General features: G+C 38.0%; 17 protein-coding genes. 11 read left to right on the forward strand and 6 right to left on the reverse strand.

The genetic code is table 11. The features are described 5' to 3' along the window. The first annotated feature begins 138 nt into the window (after window positions 1-138). Entirely contained in the window at window positions 139-690 is a 552-nt protein-coding gene (locus ABD005_RS09600) for a hypothetical protein (protein ID WP_343817233.1), read from the forward strand. A gap of 89 nt (window positions 691-779) precedes the next feature. Here ABD005_RS09600 and ABD005_RS09605 read toward each other — a convergent pair whose 3' ends face one another. From ABD005_RS09605 to ABD005_RS09620, 4 genes are all read right to left on the reverse strand, one after another. Continuing rightward, a complete protein-coding gene (locus ABD005_RS09605; RefSeq protein ID WP_215978931.1) occupies window positions 780-2,216 on the reverse strand; it encodes a LysM peptidoglycan-binding domain-containing protein in 1,437 nt (478 codons plus the stop codon). Between the two features lie 93 nt (window positions 2,217-2,309). Then, window positions 2,310-3,605 (reverse strand): hypothetical protein, encoded by a 1,296-nt coding sequence (locus ABD005_RS09610; RefSeq protein ID WP_343817234.1) that lies wholly within the window; start codon window positions 3,603-3,605, stop codon window positions 2,310-2,312. 139 nt (window positions 3,606-3,744) lie between these two features. After that, the gene (locus ABD005_RS09615) at window positions 3,745-6,135 is read right to left on the reverse strand and encodes a TonB-dependent receptor (protein WP_343817235.1); all 2,391 of its coding nucleotides are present in this window, start codon (window positions 6,133-6,135) and stop codon (window positions 3,745-3,747) included. A gap of 188 nt (window positions 6,136-6,323) precedes the next feature. Beyond that, window positions 6,324-6,542: a cysteine-rich CWC family protein gene (locus ABD005_RS09620; RefSeq protein ID WP_343817236.1), complete on the reverse strand. Its 219-nt coding sequence runs from the start codon at window positions 6,540-6,542 to the stop codon at window positions 6,324-6,326. Window positions 6,543-6,693: 151 nt separating this feature from the next. Here ABD005_RS09620 and ABD005_RS09625 point away from each other — a divergent pair, with 151 nt between their 5' ends. Continuing rightward, the gene (locus tag ABD005_RS09625; protein ID WP_215978934.1) at window positions 6,694-7,389 is read left to right on the forward strand and encodes a phosphoglycolate phosphatase; all 696 of its coding nucleotides are present in this window, start codon (window positions 6,694-6,696) and stop codon (window positions 7,387-7,389) included. A gap of 41 nt (window positions 7,390-7,430) precedes the next feature. Further along, window positions 7,431-7,772 carry a 5-carboxymethyl-2-hydroxymuconate Delta-isomerase gene (locus ABD005_RS09630; protein WP_215978935.1) on the forward strand — a complete coding sequence of 114 codons (342 nt, stop codon included), beginning with the start codon at window positions 7,431-7,433 and terminating at the stop codon, window positions 7,770-7,772. Between the two features lie 46 nt (window positions 7,773-7,818). Here the strand turns inward: ABD005_RS09630 and ABD005_RS09635 are convergent, their stop codons facing one another. Next, on the reverse strand, window positions 7,819-9,294 hold the full coding sequence (locus ABD005_RS09635; protein ID WP_343817237.1) for an FAD-dependent oxidoreductase: 1,476 nt from the start codon (window positions 9,292-9,294) through the stop codon (window positions 7,819-7,821). Window positions 9,295-9,502: 208 nt separating this feature from the next. Beyond that, window positions 9,503-10,273 (reverse strand): PEP-CTERM sorting domain-containing protein, encoded by a 771-nt coding sequence (locus ABD005_RS09640; protein ID WP_215978937.1) that lies wholly within the window; start codon window positions 10,271-10,273, stop codon window positions 9,503-9,505. A gap of 397 nt (window positions 10,274-10,670) precedes the next feature. Between ABD005_RS09640 and prsT the strand changes: the two genes are divergently transcribed. The 8 genes from prsT (at window position 10,671) to ABD005_RS09680 (ending at window position 20,079) form a co-directional block, all read left to right on the forward strand. Next, window positions 10,671-13,448, forward strand: coding sequence for an XrtA/PEP-CTERM system TPR-repeat protein PrsT (gene prsT, locus ABD005_RS09645; protein WP_343817381.1), 2,778 nt, complete (start codon window positions 10,671-10,673; stop codon window positions 13,446-13,448). A 158-nt stretch (window positions 13,449-13,606) separates the two neighbouring features. After that, the gene (locus ABD005_RS09650) at window positions 13,607-14,185 is read left to right on the forward strand and encodes a peroxiredoxin family protein (RefSeq protein WP_343817238.1); all 579 of its coding nucleotides are present in this window, start codon (window positions 13,607-13,609) and stop codon (window positions 14,183-14,185) included. Between the two features lie 212 nt (window positions 14,186-14,397). Then, window positions 14,398-14,904 carry a metal-dependent hydrolase gene (locus tag ABD005_RS09655; protein WP_343817239.1) on the forward strand — a complete coding sequence of 169 codons (507 nt, stop codon included), beginning with the start codon at window positions 14,398-14,400 and terminating at the stop codon, window positions 14,902-14,904. Window positions 14,905-14,932: 28 nt separating this feature from the next. After that, the gene (locus ABD005_RS09660) at window positions 14,933-15,571 is read left to right on the forward strand and encodes a glutathione S-transferase family protein (protein ID WP_343817241.1); all 639 of its coding nucleotides are present in this window, start codon (window positions 14,933-14,935) and stop codon (window positions 15,569-15,571) included. Between the two features lie 45 nt (window positions 15,572-15,616). Continuing rightward, a complete protein-coding gene (locus tag ABD005_RS09665) occupies window positions 15,617-16,180 on the forward strand; it encodes a dihydrofolate reductase family protein (protein WP_343817242.1) in 564 nt (187 codons plus the stop codon). 1 nt (window position 16,181) lies between these two features. Further along, a complete protein-coding gene (locus ABD005_RS09670; protein ID WP_343817243.1) occupies window positions 16,182-16,502 on the forward strand; it encodes a hypothetical protein in 321 nt (106 codons plus the stop codon). A 777-nt stretch (window positions 16,503-17,279) separates the two neighbouring features. After that, a complete protein-coding gene (locus tag ABD005_RS09675) occupies window positions 17,280-18,062 on the forward strand; it encodes an ABC transporter ATP-binding protein (RefSeq protein ID WP_215978617.1) in 783 nt (260 codons plus the stop codon). Between the two features lie 16 nt (window positions 18,063-18,078). After that, entirely contained in the window at window positions 18,079-20,079 is a 2,001-nt protein-coding gene (locus ABD005_RS09680; protein WP_343817244.1) for a TonB-dependent receptor, read from the forward strand. Window positions 20,080-20,085: the final 6 nt, after the last annotated feature.

Below are 20,085 nucleotides of genomic sequence, written 5' to 3' on the forward strand. Positions count from 1 at the left end.
CAAATGATAATCTATATCATTAAACTTATATGAAATTTAATAGCACCTAAAGCAAATGTTTTAGTACATGCGGTCAATAAGTACTGCTTCTATTACCTGCTTTTTGCGTACATCATTAGAAATATCACGAGGAAAATAATGAAAAAATTTATTTGTTTAGCTGCGGTCTTAACATTAACTGCCTGCAATGAAAGTTCTGAAAATACCGACGTTTCAGTACAAAACTCTACTAATAAAGTCCAACCTAGCGCACATGCTTCTACAGAGCTCTTCATTCAATACAAGCAAAGTGCTCAAGAGTTAGTAACACTTATTGATCAACAAGCATCTAATGAAGATCTTGAGAACTCTTCCAAAGCATTAGTAGCTTTATCGCAGCCTATTATTCAAGCCTTTAAAGTGAAATTCCCGCAGTGTAATGACTATTTAAATGCGGTCAGTGCTGCCGCTGATATTATTCCGTCACTGCCTTTAACCGAAATAGAGTCGGGTTATCATGCCGACGGTAAACTTCCTGCCATTACGGATGTAAATTGCTACCATGCGAAGGATTTATTAGTACACCCTGCAACGGTACAGGCAATGGCAGCAATTGGTATTGAAAATGATAGCCAACGCCAACAGGCTAAAGATGAAGTGGTTGAAGTTATTGAACATTTCGCACAAGTAGAAAGCGCATACCAAGGCTAAAATAACGTTTTTTTTGAATGAAGAGCTAACCTTATATAAAGTTAGCTCCTTACTAAGCTCAGTAATGAGTGGCAGTGATAAAAGCGTCGCTATAAAATAATTTTGAGCTTTTGCTCAAGCTTTAAAAAGCCATCACTCGGCAAATTATTCCAACGTACAATATCATGCACTTTCACTTTATATTTACGGCTAATATCCCATAAAGTATCACCACGTTTCACCTTATGGGTGACTTGTGAGCCATTTAATTTAGCTAGCGCTAATGGATACGCTTTATAGTCGGTGACTGGAACCGCTAACTCTTGCCCAATGCGAATCATATCTGACGATAAGTCATTAAGCTTTTTAAGTGCTGCGACATCAATATTATGTAAAGCACCTATTTTACCTAAACTGTCACCCGCCTTAACCTGATAACGCTGCCAACGTAACCAATCCTTCTTATCAGTACGAGACAAGTTTTCTTTAAAGGTATTAGTAGCAGCAACAGGTAGCAACAACTGATAATTACTATCAGGCGCAGTGGCCCAACGATTTAAGCCAGGGTTAAGTTGATAAATCTCAGCCAATTCTACGTTAGCCCATTCAGCTGCTAATGATAAATCTAATTGCTCTTCAAGCTCAAAAATAGCCAACGCGGGCTTATTTTCAATCGGGGTAAAACTATAATTTAATGCTTCAGCATTTTTTAAAATGTCAGCAATAGCCAATAACTTGGGAACAAAGTGTGTGGTTTCTTCCGGTAAATTCAAAGACCAAAAGTCCGTTGCTAAGTTGGCGCGTTCATTTTTTCTAATGGCGCGACCAACACGGCCTTCTCCGGAGTTAAATGCGGCCACAGCATTTAGCCAATCTTCATCAAAGGTATCATGAAAAAACTCAAAGTAGTCAAGTGCTCCGCGAGTTGACTCAACAATATCGCGTCGGCCGTCATACCACCAGTTTTGCTCAATATTAAAGCGCTTAGCTGACACTGGCATAAATTGCCATAAACCCGCAGCACTCATACTTGAAACGCCATACGGCAAATAAGCACTTTCAACAATTGGTAACAAAGCTAGCTCCAGCGGCATATTACGCTTTTCTATTTCTTCCACAATGTAGTAAAGAAAAGGCTCTGCTCGCTGCGAGATTGTCACCATAAAATTAGGGTGACTTAAATAGTATTCACGCCACTTAGCTACCGCTTCATTGTCTGGCACTTCAATAGTTAACTGACTACGAATGCGCTGCCATACATCAGCATAATCTTCTGGTCGCTTTATGCTTTCAGGAATGTTTACTTCTGGCTCTACGTGTGGCTTTGTTAAAGCGGCATTTACTGCTTGTGCTTGATTAGTTGTTTCAGTGTTAGCGGTGGTATTAGGTGTTTGCTGACAGGCAGTTAACAAAAGTATAAAGGATAGCGATAATATTTTTTTCATCAAAAAGTCTTCTGTGAGCAGTAGGTTACGGCGGCTAAATTGATAAAGCGTTAACAAAAAAACAGCATAAGCGGCACATTGTGCGAGATTGCCCTGATACATTCAAGCACTAAGCTAACTTTCTTGTAACAAAAAAAGGCCACATTTTCATGTGGCCAAAAGAGAAAAACAATAATATAAAATAATAAACACTAATTAATGGTCGTGCTCTTCCTCTGCGGCAACGCCTAACCAAGCAGCTTTACTTGGAGTAAAGTCTAAATCAAAGTGACCAACAACTTCACCATCATGTAAGTCAATGGTTGTTACTTCTTGACCATTAATGACATAAATTAATTCATGGGCTTTTGAGGCAATAATAAATGGTGCAGCATCTTCAGCTAAATTTTCAAATACAGGAATACGTTTTTCAAGAGTCCAGTTATTTTCAGCAGCAAACAAGTTAAGTTGGCCAGTGTTATCTAAAATAAGCATATGTTCATTGTGGCCATCAAAACCATAAGTAACCGAAGTAAGCGTTTCCTCACCTTGCCAGTTAAACGGTGTGATTTGCTCAGCTGTTAAATCAACTAAGAAGAAACCTGCACGTGAACCACCAATCATTACATTACTTTCTGCACTACCCATTAATGAACCAATGCGTACGCCTTCAGGCATATCAACTGGGTTAGCAAGTTTATGTGTTGTAAATACTTCACCTTGTTGTTCAATAGCTAATACACCATCGCCACAAGCAAATGCTGTGTATGTTTCATTTTGAAAACTGCCGTGTAACGCTGGACATTTTGTTTCAAAAACTTGTTCTTCATGAAAATGGTCACCGTGCACTTCAAGTAAAACGATATCTTCTGGTAAACTGCTTTCTAAGTTAACGTCACGTAATGTCGTTAAAACAAACTCACCACGAATTTCAGCAGTACCGTGCATGTAAGTATCAAAATGATGTTCGGCAATAATTTTTTCTTCGGCGATACTTTCGTCACTTAATAGGCTCAAGCTCGCGTTAGCACCAGTTTCTTTATTACCATCAAAAAATACCGCCGCTTTATCACCGCGTGGCACATAGTGAGTTGGTTTAACATCATGCAAAGTAAAGTGAGTTAATGATGGAGCATCTGCATGTTGATCATAATGATCACCGTGTAGCTCTTGCCAAACACCGCCATCAATAAATTCAACATGGTCAACCGAGCGCTGAACTGCAACAGCATAGCGATTCTCAGGACTGGCATATAAATACTCTGCTTTATGCTCTAAGCTAATTGAGTCAACCAAGCTGTTATCTTCTAAATCAAAAATATGAACGAGTGCGTGTTCCGCATCAGCAATTGCTAAACGCCCTTTACCTAGTTCATCATCATGTCCATGACCATTATCAATGGGTGGCTGTGTTGGTTCTAATTCAGTGATATTGGTTTCACTATCGCCACAACCAACTAATGCTGTTGCTGCGCATGCTAGTAGTAAGCTTTTTAAAGAGATAATTTTCATGTTTTTCCTTAAAATAAATGGTTCTGCCTATGTTTTACAGGCGAAGTTTTAGATTGAACTCAATGAAAATGAGTTCAATACCTTGAATTTAATTATTAAATTTATTTTTTATATTTACTTTTAACGTTACGTACTTACGTTAGAATTCTCCGCGAATTCCTATCGCAAGAGAGCGCCCTGCCAATGGCGTTAACTCTTTTAAGAATGAAGTATGCACTTGAGCATATTCATCGGTTAAATTAATACCTTTTAGGTAAAGCGATAAGTCATGCTGCCCTAGTGAAAAATGGTAATTCACATTGGCATCAACCATGACGTAGCTACCTGTTGAGCTTTCCAATGGTGCAGTATGTGTTTGCTCAAAGTAGTGACTCACAAGTAGGTCAGCTGAGATAGTGTCACCTTGGTAACTAAACTCGGTAGAAACACGCGCAGGTGGTGTACGTGGTAACTCAGTACCCTCACCCTCTAAGCGAGCACGAATAATGTCACCTTGAACGCGCCATGCAAATTCGTCTGTCACTTGCCATACGGCTTGGGCTTCAAAACCATGTAACGTGACATCTTGCGCGGTAAAAACATAAAGCGGTAAGTTGCTTTCATCTTCGTGTTCATCATGAGCACCGTGATCGTGATCGCCATGATCATGGTCATGTCCGTCACTTGCAGCTAAGCCAGTAGCACGTTCATAGTAATAGTCATCAATTTGGTTATAAAAGGCATTAAAGATAAAACCAAAATCGCCTTTAAATTTACGTAAACTTAAATCAATATTGCTTGATGTTTCCATCACAATATCGCTCTCAGTTAAACCGAAATGAGGCGCTTCACCGTGATCGTCATGTAGTTCAAATAATGCACCAACTTCATAAGATCCTGTACCAATATGTGGCCCAAAAGATAATAACTCAGCCGATGATGGAGCGCGTTGTGAGTGTGACAATGACAAACCTAAGTTATAACCGTCCATGAAATCCCAAACAATACCAGCAGAAAGACTAACGGGTGTAAATACATGCTCTACAGCAAAATTACGTGTTGCTCCATCTACGTGCTCATTATGGTGAGCATGGTCTGAGTGGTCATCGTGATGATCATCATGCTCTTGCTCTACAAGCTCAATATCAGGTAAGCGTACGTTATCTGCAGTAATTTCAGTACGTTCAATACGGGCACCAAGTTGCACTAAAAAATCACCAAAATGACGTTCTTCTATCCAAGCTAGTGCAATAGAGTTTGTTTCAGATGGCGGAGTAAAAGCTTCAGCGCCTACGGCAGTAAAGTCACTTTGTTTATAATGAACACTTAAACCACCGCGCCATTCAAAAAAGTCTTGATGTAGTAATTCAAAGCGCGCCTCTAACGATTCATTATCAAAGGTTGTACCAACCACGCCAAGTTCGATTTCACTGTGGCGATAATCGGTGTAAGCCACTTTAGTGTTAAGTGATTTTATCACGCTGTTATCAAAGTTTAATTCACTGAGTAATTGATAACGGTTTTGGGTTAAGTCAGCAAAAACTTCGATATTCTCATCGCCATGACTATGACCTGGAATTCCATATTCTTGCTCAAGATTTTGATAAGAAACACCAACAAAGCCATTATCGAGTATATAACTACTACCTAAAGTGAAACCACTTGACTCAGCAGCTGAGTTTTCAACTTCATCAACACCATTTCTTTCGGGTATGGTGTAATTTTCACTGTCACGATAAAAACCATCAACATGTACAGCCACATTACCAACACCGCTGGTAAATGAACCCGAGACAAGTTCTTGATCATTATTAGTATTATGCTCTGCTAACCACTCACCTTTAGTATCAGTACTGCTAGGAATGCGCTCATCAACAACATTAACCACGCCGCCAATAGCACCACTACCGTAAAATAAAGTTGCTGGACCACGTAATACTTCGATGCTTTCACTGGTTGAGGTTTCAGATGAAACTGCATGGTCTGGGCCAACACGTGACGCATCACCAGCATCTAGACCATTTTGAGTAACTAAAACACGTGGGCCATCTAAGCCTCGAATAATAGGGGTACTTGCAACACCACCATGAAAGTTACTGTGTACACCCACTTCATTTTTTAAGGTATCGCCTAAGGTATTTGCTTGACGCATACGTAATTTTTCACCGTGTAATACGGTGATAGGTAACGCCGATTCAATATTAGAGCTATGAAAAGGGGTGGCGTTAACATCAATAATTTCAATTGCAGACTTATCAAGTGATACTTGCAGTTGTGCATTAATATTTGCTTGTACATTGACTTCAACATTTTCATGAACAAAGTTTTTTGCGACAACATGTAATTCATAACGGCCTGGGTTTACTTCTAATGTAAATACGCCTTGTTCGTTAGTTTTTGCTACTTTATTTGTACCCGCAATTTCCACTGTTGCACCAACAACCGCCTTACCGTCATGATTCGTAACGGTGCCCTGTACTTGCTCTGCGTACAGTTGACCACTTGCGGTTACCGCAAGTAATGCGCTCATAATTCGAGATAATTTTTTCATGGTGCCTCTTAACAACGGAAGAATAGAAAAGGTTATAATATAACAACGGCCGCAGATGTTATGTTATAACATTACCATTTGCAAGTTATCGCAACAATTTTTTTACAAGAAAATGAAACTTTACGTAAATAAAGTTATCTTAGCGCGCTAATTTTAAGGGTTAGATTTTAGAGGGGGGTTAGCAAGAGTTATTTATTGCTTTCTTTCAGGTACTGCTCAATACAGGTATTACAAATACAGCTTTTATTTTTAACTGGTGCTGGCACGCGGTCAATTAGCGCTTGAGGAACCTTAACCTGCATACACCAGCAACCAGCCATAGCAGCAACATTACAGCTGTTTTGTTGTTGGCATAACGGGCAAATTTTGTCATCTACATTCATTATTCGGTCATCATTATTAGCCACTATTCAAGCTCAGTAGCCTGAATTTATGTAAGTATACGCGCTTCATTATAAAAGAGTAAACAAACCGCAACCTTAGCAAAACATGACGAGCACCGTTAAAAATGCTACATTATCGCCACTTAATATAGTCTTACTGCAGTAGAGAATATTCGTGACTTTAAAAGATAAAAGCGTTTTATTATTTGATTTGGATGGCACTTTAGTTGATAGCGTTCCCGATCTAGCATTAGCCGTTAATCAAACCTTACAGCAATTAGAGCGCGACACTTTTGATGAAGCCACCATTCGAAACTGGGTTGGCAATGGCGCTTTATGCTTAATTTCTCGAGCGTTAAGCGCCAGCAAAAACATTGATAACACCTTACCTGAAGCCCTAGTAACTAAAGCATTGTCATTATTTCTGAGCTTTTACCAAGACTGTGTTTGTGTTGATTCGGCCTTATATAGTGGTGTTAAAGAGACCTTAACCGCACTAAAAGAAAGAGGCTATCGGTTAGCGATTATTACTAATAAGCCTGAAACCTTTATTGAGCCTATACTACAAGGTTTAGCATTAACCAATTTATTTGAATTACAACTTGGCGGCGACTCATTACCCGAGCGTAAACCACATCCACTGCCACTATTTACGGCTTGTCAGCAACTTAAAGTGAGTACTGAGCAATGTGTAATGATAGGCGACTCTAAAAACGATATATTGGCCGCGAAAGCAGCAAATATAGATAGCATAGGATTATCCTACGGCTATAATTATGACGAAGATTTAGCGGTTCACCAGCCTAATTATTTATTTGATAACTTTAATGAATTACTCACAGTATTAGACGGTGTTGGTGAGCTTGCATAACATGCATAACTGCTACCGTTAACAGCCAATAGGAAATTATTATGCCGCATTGTATTATTGAATATTCAGCGCCACTGCATGCTGTACTTAAACCATCACAATTAATTTCTGCGGTTTATAATGGGGCATTTAATTCCGAGCTGTTTGAAAATAGTGAAATTAAAACCCGCGTAATTCCTTTTGATAACTACCAGTCAGGCTCTGTAAAAGTAAACTTTATTCATGTGGTAACTAAAATTCTCTCGGGAAGAACGTTAGCGCAACGTAAATTGTTATCTCAAACGATATTAGCTGAATTAAAAATGCTCAATCTTTCAAAAACATCATTAACGGTTGAGATAGTAGAAATGGAACGTGACTCCTACGCTAAAGTCATCACTTAACGGTGACTAAAATTGAGCTATTGTTAATAACCCCTTTAAAGCAAGCTTAAAAGATATTGGCCAAGGCTATTGGGTAATTTCGCTCTTGTGCTAATTGCTCCGCACGCGCTGTAACTTCATCCGCTTGGCATTGCAGGCTTACAGGAAAATAATGTTCATTCAGATAACGCTTACTTAACGCTGACGTCACTAAGCCGCTCTCAAGTAAATCTTCTAAAATAGCATCTGCTGCTGCTAACGCTGATGACGCTTTCACTATTTCAGCGCGAGCATAGCCACTTTCATGAAATGATACATCAGCAGCTCGTAAATCGGGATCATCGCCGGGTATTTGCTGTGCACCAAACAACGGCTTTGCTGCAGTAATCGCTTGCGTAAAATCAGGAATAAATTGAGCAATATGAGCAATATTACCAATAGTACGATCATTAACTAATTGCTCAGGCCAATGATGATCTATTTTTTTAATAAAACGCGCAGGTAATTTAGGTTGGGCGCTTTGCTCACAACTAGCAACTAAGCCATCTTCAAATAATGTGATAGCTTGCGTCATGCCGTGCAGTTGAAAATAACCATCTGGATAAGGGGTTAATTGCGCCATACCTTGAGGTGTGCCTCGGTCGCCATAAAAAACCACCTCAGGCCATAAACCTTGGCATTGCGGCCAATGAGCAACATACGCGGCTTTAAACTCAACCATACGCTGACGCTTAGCTTTTAGCATGTCGTCTAGCTCACCACTTTTAAAACCACAGGCGTTAATCACATAATCATAATGTGCGGTATTTACTCGGTCATCATTATTAACCGCAGTAGTAACTTGCCATCCTGCACCATTTTCTTTAGCACTAATGTCAATTACACGGCTATTGGTTTGCAAAGTACAGGCAGGTAAACGCTCAATCGCTAAGCTAACAATGGCAGCAAAGCGAAAGGCCGATAGGCCATATTCTTGCACCAACACTAACGGAAATTTTAATTTATCAAAGTTTACTTGTTTGGCGAATGCCACTAACCAGTCTTCATCGCATAACGCTTTTTTAGGTAATTCCCTTTGCGCAATTCGCTCAAGATCTGCGCGTTCAAACAAACGAAAATAATGTTGAGGGTCACCTAACACTTCATTGCTAGGATTTTGTTGTACAAGCGCTTTATATTTGTCTCGTAACATTTCTAAACGCGGCAATAAGTCTTGTGGCTCGCCTTTATCAGTTAATGGTAAAGCCACCACGGTAGGGCGTACATTGACACACTGCGGGTAAACTTTCACTGTATCAATGGATTGTTGCAGCAACGTTAGGCATTGCTGGTCAGAAATTTCACGATACAAATTGCCACCTGCATGCAAATGGCAAATAGGCGGCCCGTTAACTAAGCTAGGTCCTTTTTCAATTAACGTAGTGTTAATACCAAGCTCAGCAAAACGTAAAGCAATAGTTGAGCCTGCAACTCCAGCACCAATAATGGCAACTTTGGCATTATTTAAAGACGAACACTCAGTATGGTTAGTAACTTGATTCATGAAACTCGAGGTAAAATATAATTATGCTTGGCTATTCTACTTGGCATATGGAGAATTTTATAGCCTTACGGTATTAAAAATAATTCTCATTGTGTAAATAATTAAGTAAATACCACAAAATAAAAAACGACCCTCAGGTCGCTTTTTATAATGCCGTTAACAATTTATTGCTTAGTAATGGTGACAATTAAGTCGTAACTTTTAGGCTCTAGGCTGAGAATGCTTTCACTTTCTTTCGCTTAGTATTTGCGATAACACCTAAAGCAATCAACATTAATAAAAATGTAGTAGGCTCAGGAACACTGGTAACCTTAGCTACATCAACAACACCTTGCACAACATCATTGGCACATGACATAGTCCAACTAAATGCTACTTGCGATGCATTTTTAAAGGCATCAATACCACTTACGTTAAAGCTAAAACTAATAACATCAAAGTTGTTATATGAGCTACCCGCATTTTGTCTATCAACAGTCCAAGCAGCTTGTTCACCATAAGAAGAAACACTACCACCCATCACTTGCCCATTTTGTACTGAGCCAGAATTGTTGTGATATTGTTTAGATGAAATAGTCGAAGATATTTGATTTAATCTACCGGTATTATCCCAATGATTTTTTCTCCAATAATCATTACGGTTTCTATCTGCATCAGACAACATAAAAGCATAATTATAAGGCGTATTAGCACCATCAGTACTCATTAGAAGATCACCTAAAACAATCTTACCATTGCGGCGACCGGTGCCCTTTTCATTATTGTAATCAACAAAGTTAGTATAAATATCAACGGTAACTTGACCGTCTGTATCCCATTGGATATCCATTTTATCAACTTCATATATCCAACCACCATGTGCATCCCCTTGAGAGTCAGCAATAGTAGTATTAACAAGTAAATCAGAAGCTAATGCATTTGTAGTCACAAATAAACTTGCCACTAAAAAAAGACTCAATGCTTGTTTAATTAAAGCCATAATTATTCCTAAGTTTGTCCCAGCATGAAATTATAGCCGTTATATTACATAACGACATACAAAACATAGCAAATTTTAAGCCACATAAAAGAAAGCTTTAAATTACAATATATTACAAGGGTGCTATATTAACACATTTAACAACATTGAACATTTGTAAAAAATATTGACGCACCAAGGTGAATATTTACACATGAAACATGCATTAAATATTTACACCTAAAAGTCTTTACTAGCTTGATTTAAATATTATATTTGAGAAAACATTTAGTATTTTCGTAAAAATGATATGGTGTATTTAGCAAAGCATTATAAATTGCACACCTCCATAATTATGATTACAAGTATTGTTAAAAATAGGTCAAGCATGAGCTCAAAAAATCACATAATTACATCTATGTTCTGTTTATTATTTATGTCTTCTTCTGCATTAGCTAATAACAATATCGATAAAAATTATGAAAGCGCACTGATCGCCTTTCATAACGAAGAGCTGCCAACCACTATTATTTTATTAAAAAATATTTTACAAGAACAGCCTGAGCATATGCCATCTCGGGTTTTAATGGCGCAAGTACTTATCGAACAAGGCAATGGGGCAGCCGCAATAGTTGAATTGAACCGCGCAAGAGCAGGTAATGTTGATAGTGACCGTTTAATTACCTTGTACGGACAAGCTTATTTATTACAAGGGAAATACGACGACGCACTAGATGCCTCTCAATTAGGCACGCGTAGCGCTAAAATAGAAAGTGAGCTGCAACTAATTAGAGGACAAGCCTACATTGGAAAAAAACAGTATAGCTCAGCAGATAGAGCATTTAGTGAAGCTTTAAAGTTAACCCCTAAAAACCAATTTGCTTTATTAGGTAGAGCCCAAATAGCCTTACAAGAAGCAAATGTAGATCAAGCACTTGGTTATATTGACTTATCATTAGATAGCGCCAAGCCTTTCATTAATGGTTGGGTACTAAAATCAAAAATATTACATCGCTTAGGGGACTCATCAGCCGCATTGTCCGCAATAGAACAAGCCTTAAAAATTGATAATAACCACTTCTCCGCTCACTTAACTAAAGCAATGTTGCATATTGAACGTCAAGAGTACTCACAAGCCGAACCACACATTAATTTAATTTTAGAAAAGATACCTAATGAACCTAGGGCAGGTTACTTAAAGGCAATTTTAAATGCCAGCTTACCTAGTGATGAAAGTGCTACCAATGAATCTGCTGAGAAAAAACTTACCGAAGTTATTGCCACTTTAGCTGCCGTGCCACCAGAAGTGATGAAAAACACTCCTGATTATTACTTTTTAGCTGGGCTGACAAATTTTAATTTTGGCAATATGAAAGACGCTCATCGTTACTTAAGCGCCTACCTTAATTACGTTAAATACGATATTGACACAGTTCGTATGCTTGCCACTATTGAAATACAAGCAGGCGAGCTTAATTCAGCCCGCTACTTACTGAGCGAAACCAATACTGCTTACCCAAACAATCCTGATATTCTCACCTTGCTTGGTTTAACTTATTTGCAACTTGAAGATAGTAGTAAAGCGCTATTCTATTTTGAAAAGGTTGTTGATAGCTATCCCAACTCTCCTATAGGTGTCAGTAATTTAGCCCGTAGTAAAATGCAATCAGGTGATTATCAGTCAGCCATTGAAGTACTATCTGCTATTAAAGATAACAAAATTAATGGCGTACAAATCAAACTACTGTTGATTGACTCTTACCAAAATACACAAAAATATGACGCTGCCATAGCTATAGCGCAAGAGCTCATAAGTGAGTTCCCTAACGATAGCTTTTTTCAACAGCGCTTAGGGGTACTCTACGGTTTAAATGAGCAACTACCGCAAGCAAAGAGTGCTTTTGAGAAGTCATTAGCTTTAGATGAAAATAATATTATTAGCATTGTACACTTAGCGCGTATGGATAATATTGCAGGAAACTACGATATAGCTTTAGCGTTTTTACAAAACAAGCTCATACAATTTGAGCAAAACACTTTATTAATGACTGAAATAGCCGACAGCTATTTATTAAAAAAAGACTTAGAAACTGCACTTAACTGGATACAAAAGTCATACGCTCAAGACCCTAATGACTTTTATGTTGTGGCCAAGTTAAGCCGTATTTTAGCTAAACAGAATAAAACTAATGAAGCAATAGAGGTGTTAGGTGAATTTATTGATAATAACCCTAAAGAGCCACAAGCTTTGGTAACACTTGCCGCATTATTCCAACAACAAAACAAACATCAACAAGCAGTATTAGTGCTAAGAGATTATGTTGAAAAATCTCAATATAAAGCCAAAGCGCTCATTACACTTGCTAAAGCTCAACTGCAAAATAAAGATAATGTTGGCGCTATTCAATCCTACAAAAAGTCACTTGTTGAAGATAGTAATTACTTACCTGCTTATTTGGGGCTGGTCAATTTAACCATAAAAAATAAAGATGAACAGTTCACGCTAAACCTTATTAATTCCATTGAGCAACTCACTCAAAGCAAAAGTTTAGCCGCAGTGCTCAAAGGCGATTTATACCTTGCCTTAGCCGATAGTGACAAAGCCATTAATTTCTACAAGCAGGCATTGAAATATTCAGATCAAAGACAAGCTATGCTGGGCTTATATCGTAGCTACAAGCAAAAAAACCAACTAAATAAAGCCATTCCAGAGCTAAAAAAGTGGTTAAAAAAATACCCTAACGACATGTTAGCGGCAATTTCACTGGCTGATAGCTACAAAGGCAATAAGCAATTACAAAAATCGGCTGATTACTATCAAATATTGTTAACGCAATACGGGCCCTTACCTATTTTATTAAACAATGCTGCCAGCGTTGAATTTAACTTAGGTAATACTGACAAAGCGAAAAAATACGCTGAACAAGCTTACAGCTACTTACCTGACAACCTTGCAATTTTAGATACTTTAGCGTGGATTAAGAGTCGTATGGGTGAGCATGAGCAAGCAATTGCTTTATTTCGCTTAGGGCTAACCAAAGATTTTGACAATGCTGAAATAAAATACCATCTTGCGGTAACACTTTATGCACAATCACGAAAGACTGAAGCAAAAAATTACCTAATTGAAGCGGTAGAAAGCACTCAAACATTCCCTGAAAAAGCCGCAGCAATTGCTTTATTAAAAACATGGTAACTGTAATTTTTTACTCTTTTAAAATAATTTGAGATTAAAATATCGTTCATCAGGTCTTATTTGCTAAGCCAATTAGAATGGCTAGGTTGTTACGATAATACCGTAGCAACCGCCAATAAACACAACACCTAATACTATATAGAGCAAGAGCACACGATATGAAATTTTTTATACGTCAATTAAAAAACCTCGCATTAACTGGCTTATATTTAAGCCTAACTTTAGCTAGCGCTACTGTTTTTGCTAACCCAAATAGCCTTCCTGTTGGACCAGAGGTAGGTACACCAGCCCCAGAAATAACAGTAAAAAACAACCAAGGTAAAGAAAAAACTATCAGCCAGTTAAGTGGTGAAAAAGGGCTAATTATTTTATTCTTCCGCTCTGCTGATTGGTGTCCATTTTGTAAAAAGCATTTAATTGAATTAAACCAAGAAGCACAAAAATTTATCGATTTAGGTTATGGTTTGGCCGGTATTTCATATGACAGCAGTAGCATTCTAACAACCTTTGCTACCGCTCAAAATATTAGCTACCCGTTATTATCAGACCAACAAGCACAAACTATGCTGAGCTACGGCATTGTAAATACAAAATATAAAAAAGGTGATGATAACTACGGTATTCCTTACCCAGGAGTAGTGGTTATTGATGCCGACGGAAAGATTACTCATAAGCACTTTTTTGAAGGCTATAAAAAACGTGTTCAATTTACTCAGCTGTACCAAACGTTAAAGTAAATTAAAGTGGCTTAGCCTGATCGCTAGTAAGCAAAAAGCAGTCTTTTAAAGGCTGCTTTTTTCGTTATGCTTAGCAAAAAAATAAAACTCAATAAATACTTAATAAATACTTAATAAGACAAGCTAAACTAAGCTTATAATTTCATTAATAAAGCGTTGTACAAAACTAAAGTTTAGGCAGTTCAACCACAGTTATTTTACTAAGGAAAGTTATGCCATTTACCCCCTTTCATATGGGAACAGGAATACTGATTAAAGCATTGTTACAAGGAAGCTTTAGTTTAATGGTATTTGGCTGGTCGCAAATAGTGATGGATATACAACCGCTATGGGTGTTACTCCATGGTCACGGACATTTACATGGTTTTTCGCATACTTTTATTGGTGCAATATTACTCGCTATAGTCGCGGGCTTAACGGGTAAATACCTTTCTGAGTTTGGACTCAAATTACTCGGTATTTCCAAAGCAGCACAACCCATTAAAATATCTTGGCTCGTAGCATTGATTAGTGCCTTTTTAGGTTGTTTTAGTCATGTGATATTAGACTCCATAATGCATTCTGACGTTCAGCCTTTTTACCCCCTAACTTTATATAACCCTATGCTCAACTTTATATCAGTAAGCAGTTTGCACAAACTATGTTTGTATAGCGGTTTAATTGGCGCGGCAATATTTTATTTAGTACAGTGGCGTAACCGTAAAACAATCAATAAGTAAACTAGCAAACAACACAAACGGAGCCCTTGTGTACCAATTATATTATTACCCTTTAAATGCCAGCATGGCTCCTCATCTTATACTTGAGGAATTAAAAGCAGACTTTACGTTAGTCACTGTTGACAGGAAGAATAACGCTCAAAAATCTGCTGATTATTTGGCTTTGAATCCAGCAGGTAGAATTCCAACATTAGTTGCTGGTGATTTAACTATTTTTGAAAGCCCTGCTATTTGTATTCATTTAGCGGAATCTCACCCTACCGCCAACTTAATACCCGCAATTGGCGATAAAAATAGAGCATTGTTTTTTCAATGGATGATGTATTTAACAAATACCGTTCAAGCAGAGCTTATGGTGTACTTTTATCCTGAAAAACATACAACGAATATTGAAAATATTACACACATTATTGCTGCCCAAGAACGTAGAGTTACTGATATGTTTGCACTACTTGATAGCGAGCTTCAACATAAAGACTTTCTTGTGGGTGACTCTATTAGTGCCTGCGACTACTTTTTATTTATGCTGGCGGTTTGGGCTGACGAATTAAAAAAACCACCCTTAGCGTTTAAACATTTATCTCAATACCTACGTAAACTCGCTAAGCGTGATGCGGTGATTAAAGTTTGCAAAAAAGAATGCTTAAGCCTCACCGATTATCAGTGATATTTGTATCCGATTTAACATCAAAATAAAGAGAAATAATCAACAATGAAATGCTCCGTTTATATCGCAACCAGTGCCGATGGTTATATAGCAACACCCGATGGCGATGTAGATTGGCTACACAGCGCAGGTAATTCGGCGGCAGATATGAGTAACAACCCTGATATGGGATTCACGAAATTTATTACTTCAATTGACTGTATGATTATGGGGCGTAAATGTATGGAAGCCATTTCTGGCTTCAACTTAACGGCTGAGCAATGGCCTTACGGTAACATTAAAATTTATGTACTCAGTAACACCATAAAAGAGCCGCCAGCCAATTTACAAGACAAAGTTGAAATGTACTCGGGTGATATTACTCAGCTAATCAGCCAGCTTGAAGCTAGCGGCTATAAACACGCTTATATTGATGGCGGCGCAACTATTACTGCTTTTATTAATCTTGGATTAATTAATGAAATGACGATTACCAAAGCACCGATTATTTTAGGTAAAGGCATTCCGCTCTTTGGTGAAATTAATAATAGTATTAAGCTTACTAACGCCGAAGTTACTGGCTTTGCTAATGATTTCATTCAGGTAAAATACACTGTGGCTTACTTATAATATGATTGATGGATTTGGTAATCATCAAGATATGGTCAACTCAGTCTGTGACGGTTTCACCAACAGTATTAATGATATTATCGACAAAAATGCTGAGCTACTTTGTAACCAAGATGGCTATGAGATACTCACCAGCGTTTTTAATCAAAGATTTCGCAAACACGATATCGAAAATGCCAATATCAAACAAATAATTTCAATAGCTAATGAGCTCAGTGAATTATTAGAAAATAATATAAACATTGAGCAAGTATGCCATTTTATTAATTCGGCTCTTCAACAATCTTTTGGCGAATTTAAGGCTATAAAATTCACCCGTTAATTTTTTTAGTGACGTTTTTTAGCCAGTTAACAAGGAATAAAAATACGGCGCAATGCTAGTTAACCTGAGCTCGGCTTAGTAAATGTTTCTCTAGCAACTACGTTTCCTAGCTTCTTCGTTAAATTTACTTGCAATAGGTCAGCTATTGATGCGAAATTTTCATTGCTTATCATATGAAAAGAAGAAAAACTATCAAGCTAGCGATTCATAAAATAATTTTTGCTGATATTTCAATTTGTTAAAAATTTCTTTAACTAAGTTCAGATTAGTTAAGTAGGCTCGTGCTTCTCGTACATTATTCAGGGTATTTTTAGAGGTAAGTTCGCGTACAAAAGTATCTTGTGCAATATCTGCAGAGTTATGTTCACACAATGTTTTTTTACGTAGCCAAGTATAATTTTGGCGATACATGTTACTCAGTTTATGTTGCAACGTGCTGTTATCTATAAGCACAACATATCTCTATAAGACAAAAACTACGACATAATAATAGTTATCATTTGCATTATCAAGTATGACTATAGTTTACTATAGTAAAAATAATCTAGTAAGGCAGATAATCGATAAACAACCCTAACATCCCCTATGTACTATCCAATCAGCGCCCTTCAAAAGGGTTATATTAAAACGCACTAATAACAACTTAAAATTTAAAATCCCTTAAAATACAATAAACAGTTGTAACAAATGTTATTTTACAACAAAATATAAATAGTGATAATGTAACAATATTAGCTTATCCCTTAAAATAAAATAACCCACCTCTTCGGAGCTCGCATGATTGAAATAAAAAACCTTACTAAGCGTTTTGGTAGCCACCAAGCGCTTGACTCACTCAGCTTTAATGTGCCCGCCGGCCAAGTAATGTGTTTACTTGGCGCTAATGGCGCAGGTAAAAGTACGACACTTAATTTATTATTAAACTTTATAGAACCTGACAGTGGCGAAATGACTATTGACGGTGATAGCGTAGTGATTTCTCCAGAGAAAACTAAACAGAAGTTGGTGTACTTGCCTGAGCAAGTCAATTTATATGAAGAGTTTAACGCCTTAGAAAACCTAGTGTATTTGGCAAAGCTAAGTGGTCATGTAACAAGTAACGCAGAAATAGAGCAAGCACTTACCGACACTGGTCTACAAAAATCTGCATGGCTTCAGCCATTAAGCAGTTATTCAAAAGGTATGCGTCAAAAGGTAGGCATTGCTTTCGCTTTATTACGAGGCGCTAAAGTACTCTTGCTTGATGAGCCAACCTCAGGATTAGATCCCAGCGCAACGTTAGAGTTTATTCGTATTATTGAAAAATTAGCTCAACGTGGTGCTGCTATTTTAATGGTCACTCACGATTTATATTGTGCACATTGTTTAGCTCATCAAATCGGTATTATGAAACAAGGGCAATTAAAAGCCTTATTAAACAATAACAATCTTTCTCTAGAAGCGCTTGAAAAAGAATATCACCAGCACATTAGTGACAATAATGAGTTAACTAAAACCACTATTTCTGACACCACTTCTAACACTACTCCTTCATCTAAACCAGCTACACAAAACGCATAATTAGGACGTTATTATTATGTTTAAATTTCCCTTAAACCCAGTGCGATTAGCATTGGCGTGTACTTTTACTTTTTCTACGCACAGCTATGCCGAACCAGTGCAAGAGCAAGATTCAACCTTATATATAGGCGAAGTAATCGAAGTTGTTTCACAACACAATAAAACTAAAGAAGCTCAACTTGTAGGCTCGGTTGATATTATTACGCGTGATCAGCTGCAAAATGAGCACGTTAATGTAACGTTCGATTTATTAAAAAAAATTCCAGGGGTTTATTTCTCTCGCTTTAACCAAGGCATTATATCTACAGACATTGCCATGCGTGGTTTTAACGCCGAAGGTTCGATGCCACATACTAAACTGCTGATTGATGGCATTCCAAGTAACCTTCATGTCGGCTTAAATGAAATGGATGCACTCTTTCCAATGGAAGTTGAGTGGATGGAAGTTGTGAAAGGTAATCATGATGCACGTTATGGTTTACATAACTTAGCAGGTAACATTAACTTACACAGCCGTCGTGACGACGCAAAAGAAGTAGAGCTACTAGTGGGTAGCTTTAATACCCTAGAAGCTCAAGGTTATTTTGGCGATGTGCAAGACAACTTTTCTCAGCACTATTTTGTTGGTGCCCGAAAAACAGACGGTTATCGTGATCATGCGGATTTAGAGAAGCACACTTTTGCTGGTAAATGGTTTTACCAACCGTCAGACAATACCGACATTGATTTAGTCGCTCGTTATTTTGACTATGAAGCTGATGCACCCGGTTATTTAACTGAGCAAGCAGCGCAAGACGACCCTACTCAATCAGCGGATTATGCCCGTGATGATTCAGGGGATAAGCAAACACGCCATATAAGTGCTCATATTGATCACGACGTAAATAACCATTTATATCTCAATCTAAAAACCTACTGGCAACAATTTGATCGTCATCGTTATGTCCGCTACTCACAGCAATCTTTACAACAAGAACGATTAGAAAAAGATCAACAAATCGGCGCCATTGCTACGTTAGGATACAACATTAGCAAGCAATGGTTATTAACCGCCGGGTTAGATTATCAAGGACAGGACAACACCAACCAACGTTTCGTTACTGAAAAAAAACAACGCATTAAGCAAAGCCGTTACTGGGATTTTACCTACAACAATTATGGTGGTTTTACCCAGTTGCAATATAAAGGCGAACAATTGCTGATTAGTGGTGGTTTACGCGCCGATGGTTTTTCTGGCGAACTAACCAACCAGTTAAATGGTGAAAAAAAGGATATTAATGATAGCGGAATTACCGTACAACCTAAGCTTAACGTACTGTATGAAGTTATTCCTAACCTTAATTTATTTGCTAACTACGGCGTAAGTTTTCAGGCACCTACAGGCAGTAAAGCCTATGTCAGTGATACAAATAACGATTATAACCTATCAAAAAACTACGGTTACGAGGCTGGGGTAAAATGGCAACCTTTTGACTGGTTAGATACTCGCGTCTCGCTATGGCAACAAGATGCCAAAGACGAGTTAACCCAAAAAACAGACGGCTCAGGCGACTTTGAAAACTTAGGTGAAACTAAACGTGATGGTTGGGACCTCGGCTTTAGTGCTTACCTTGATGACACCTGGTCAGCTTTTGGCTCGTACACTCGTCAAGAAGCAAAGCTAGTAGAGCCTGGCGAAAACCAACAAGCAAGCCAAGGCAATTGGCTCAGAGGTGTACCTGAATATACCGCTACTTTGGGCGTAATTTACCAGCCTATTGAAGTTGCTAAAGTGTCGCTATTTGGTCACTTTCAAGGTGATTATTACGTCAGCAACGTTGTGCAAGATAAGCGCTACGGCCAATACACAATTATCGACTTAGCGTTTGATTATGACTTAGGCTGGGGTAATGCCGGAGTACGAATGAATAATGTTTTTGATACTTACCATGAATACGTTTATTTGGTGGGTAGTGAAACCATTCACTCTCCTAGTGATGGACGTGCCATTAACTTAAGTTTGTCCTACCGCTTTTAGAAGGAA

The organism is Colwellia asteriadis (assembly GCF_039523295.1).
GTDB classification, from domain to species: domain Bacteria; phylum Pseudomonadota; class Gammaproteobacteria; order Enterobacterales; family Alteromonadaceae; genus Colwellia; species Colwellia asteriadis.

Excerpts from the sequence above, each read along its gene's own strand:
- ABD005_RS09605 (WP_215978931.1), bottom strand. The coding sequence starts at position 2,216 with ATGTATCAGGGCAATCTCGCACAATGTGCCGCTTATGCTGTTTTTTTG.
- ABD005_RS09650 (WP_343817238.1), top strand. The coding sequence starts at position 13,607 with ATGAAATTTTTTATACGTCAATTAAAAAACCTCGCATTAACTGGCTTA.
- ABD005_RS09610 (WP_343817234.1), bottom strand. The coding sequence starts at position 3,605 with ATGAAAATTATCTCTTTAAAAAGCTTACTACTAGCATGCGCAGCAACA.
- ABD005_RS09615 (WP_343817235.1), bottom strand. The coding sequence starts at position 6,135 with ATGAAAAAATTATCTCGAATTATGAGCGCATTACTTGCGGTAACCGCA.
- ABD005_RS09675 (WP_215978617.1), top strand. The coding sequence starts at position 17,280 with ATGATTGAAATAAAAAACCTTACTAAGCGTTTTGGTAGCCACCAAGCG.
- ABD005_RS09680 (WP_343817244.1), top strand. The coding sequence starts at position 18,079 with ATGTTTAAATTTCCCTTAAACCCAGTGCGATTAGCATTGGCGTGTACT.
- ABD005_RS09655 (WP_343817239.1), top strand. The coding sequence starts at position 14,398 with ATGCCATTTACCCCCTTTCATATGGGAACAGGAATACTGATTAAAGCA.
- ABD005_RS09670 (WP_343817243.1), top strand. The coding sequence starts at position 16,182 with ATGATTGATGGATTTGGTAATCATCAAGATATGGTCAACTCAGTCTGT.
- ABD005_RS09600 (WP_343817233.1), top strand. The coding sequence starts at position 139 with ATGAAAAAATTTATTTGTTTAGCTGCGGTCTTAACATTAACTGCCTGC.
- prsT (WP_343817381.1), top strand. The coding sequence starts at position 10,671 with ATGTTCTGTTTATTATTTATGTCTTCTTCTGCATTAGCTAATAACAAT.
- ABD005_RS09635 (WP_343817237.1), bottom strand. The coding sequence starts at position 9,294 with ATGAATCAAGTTACTAACCATACTGAGTGTTCGTCTTTAAATAATGCC.
- ABD005_RS09640 (WP_215978937.1), bottom strand. The coding sequence starts at position 10,273 with ATGGCTTTAATTAAACAAGCATTGAGTCTTTTTTTAGTGGCAAGTTTA.
- ABD005_RS09665 (WP_343817242.1), top strand. The coding sequence starts at position 15,617 with ATGAAATGCTCCGTTTATATCGCAACCAGTGCCGATGGTTATATAGCA.
- ABD005_RS09630 (WP_215978935.1), top strand. The coding sequence starts at position 7,431 with ATGCCGCATTGTATTATTGAATATTCAGCGCCACTGCATGCTGTACTT.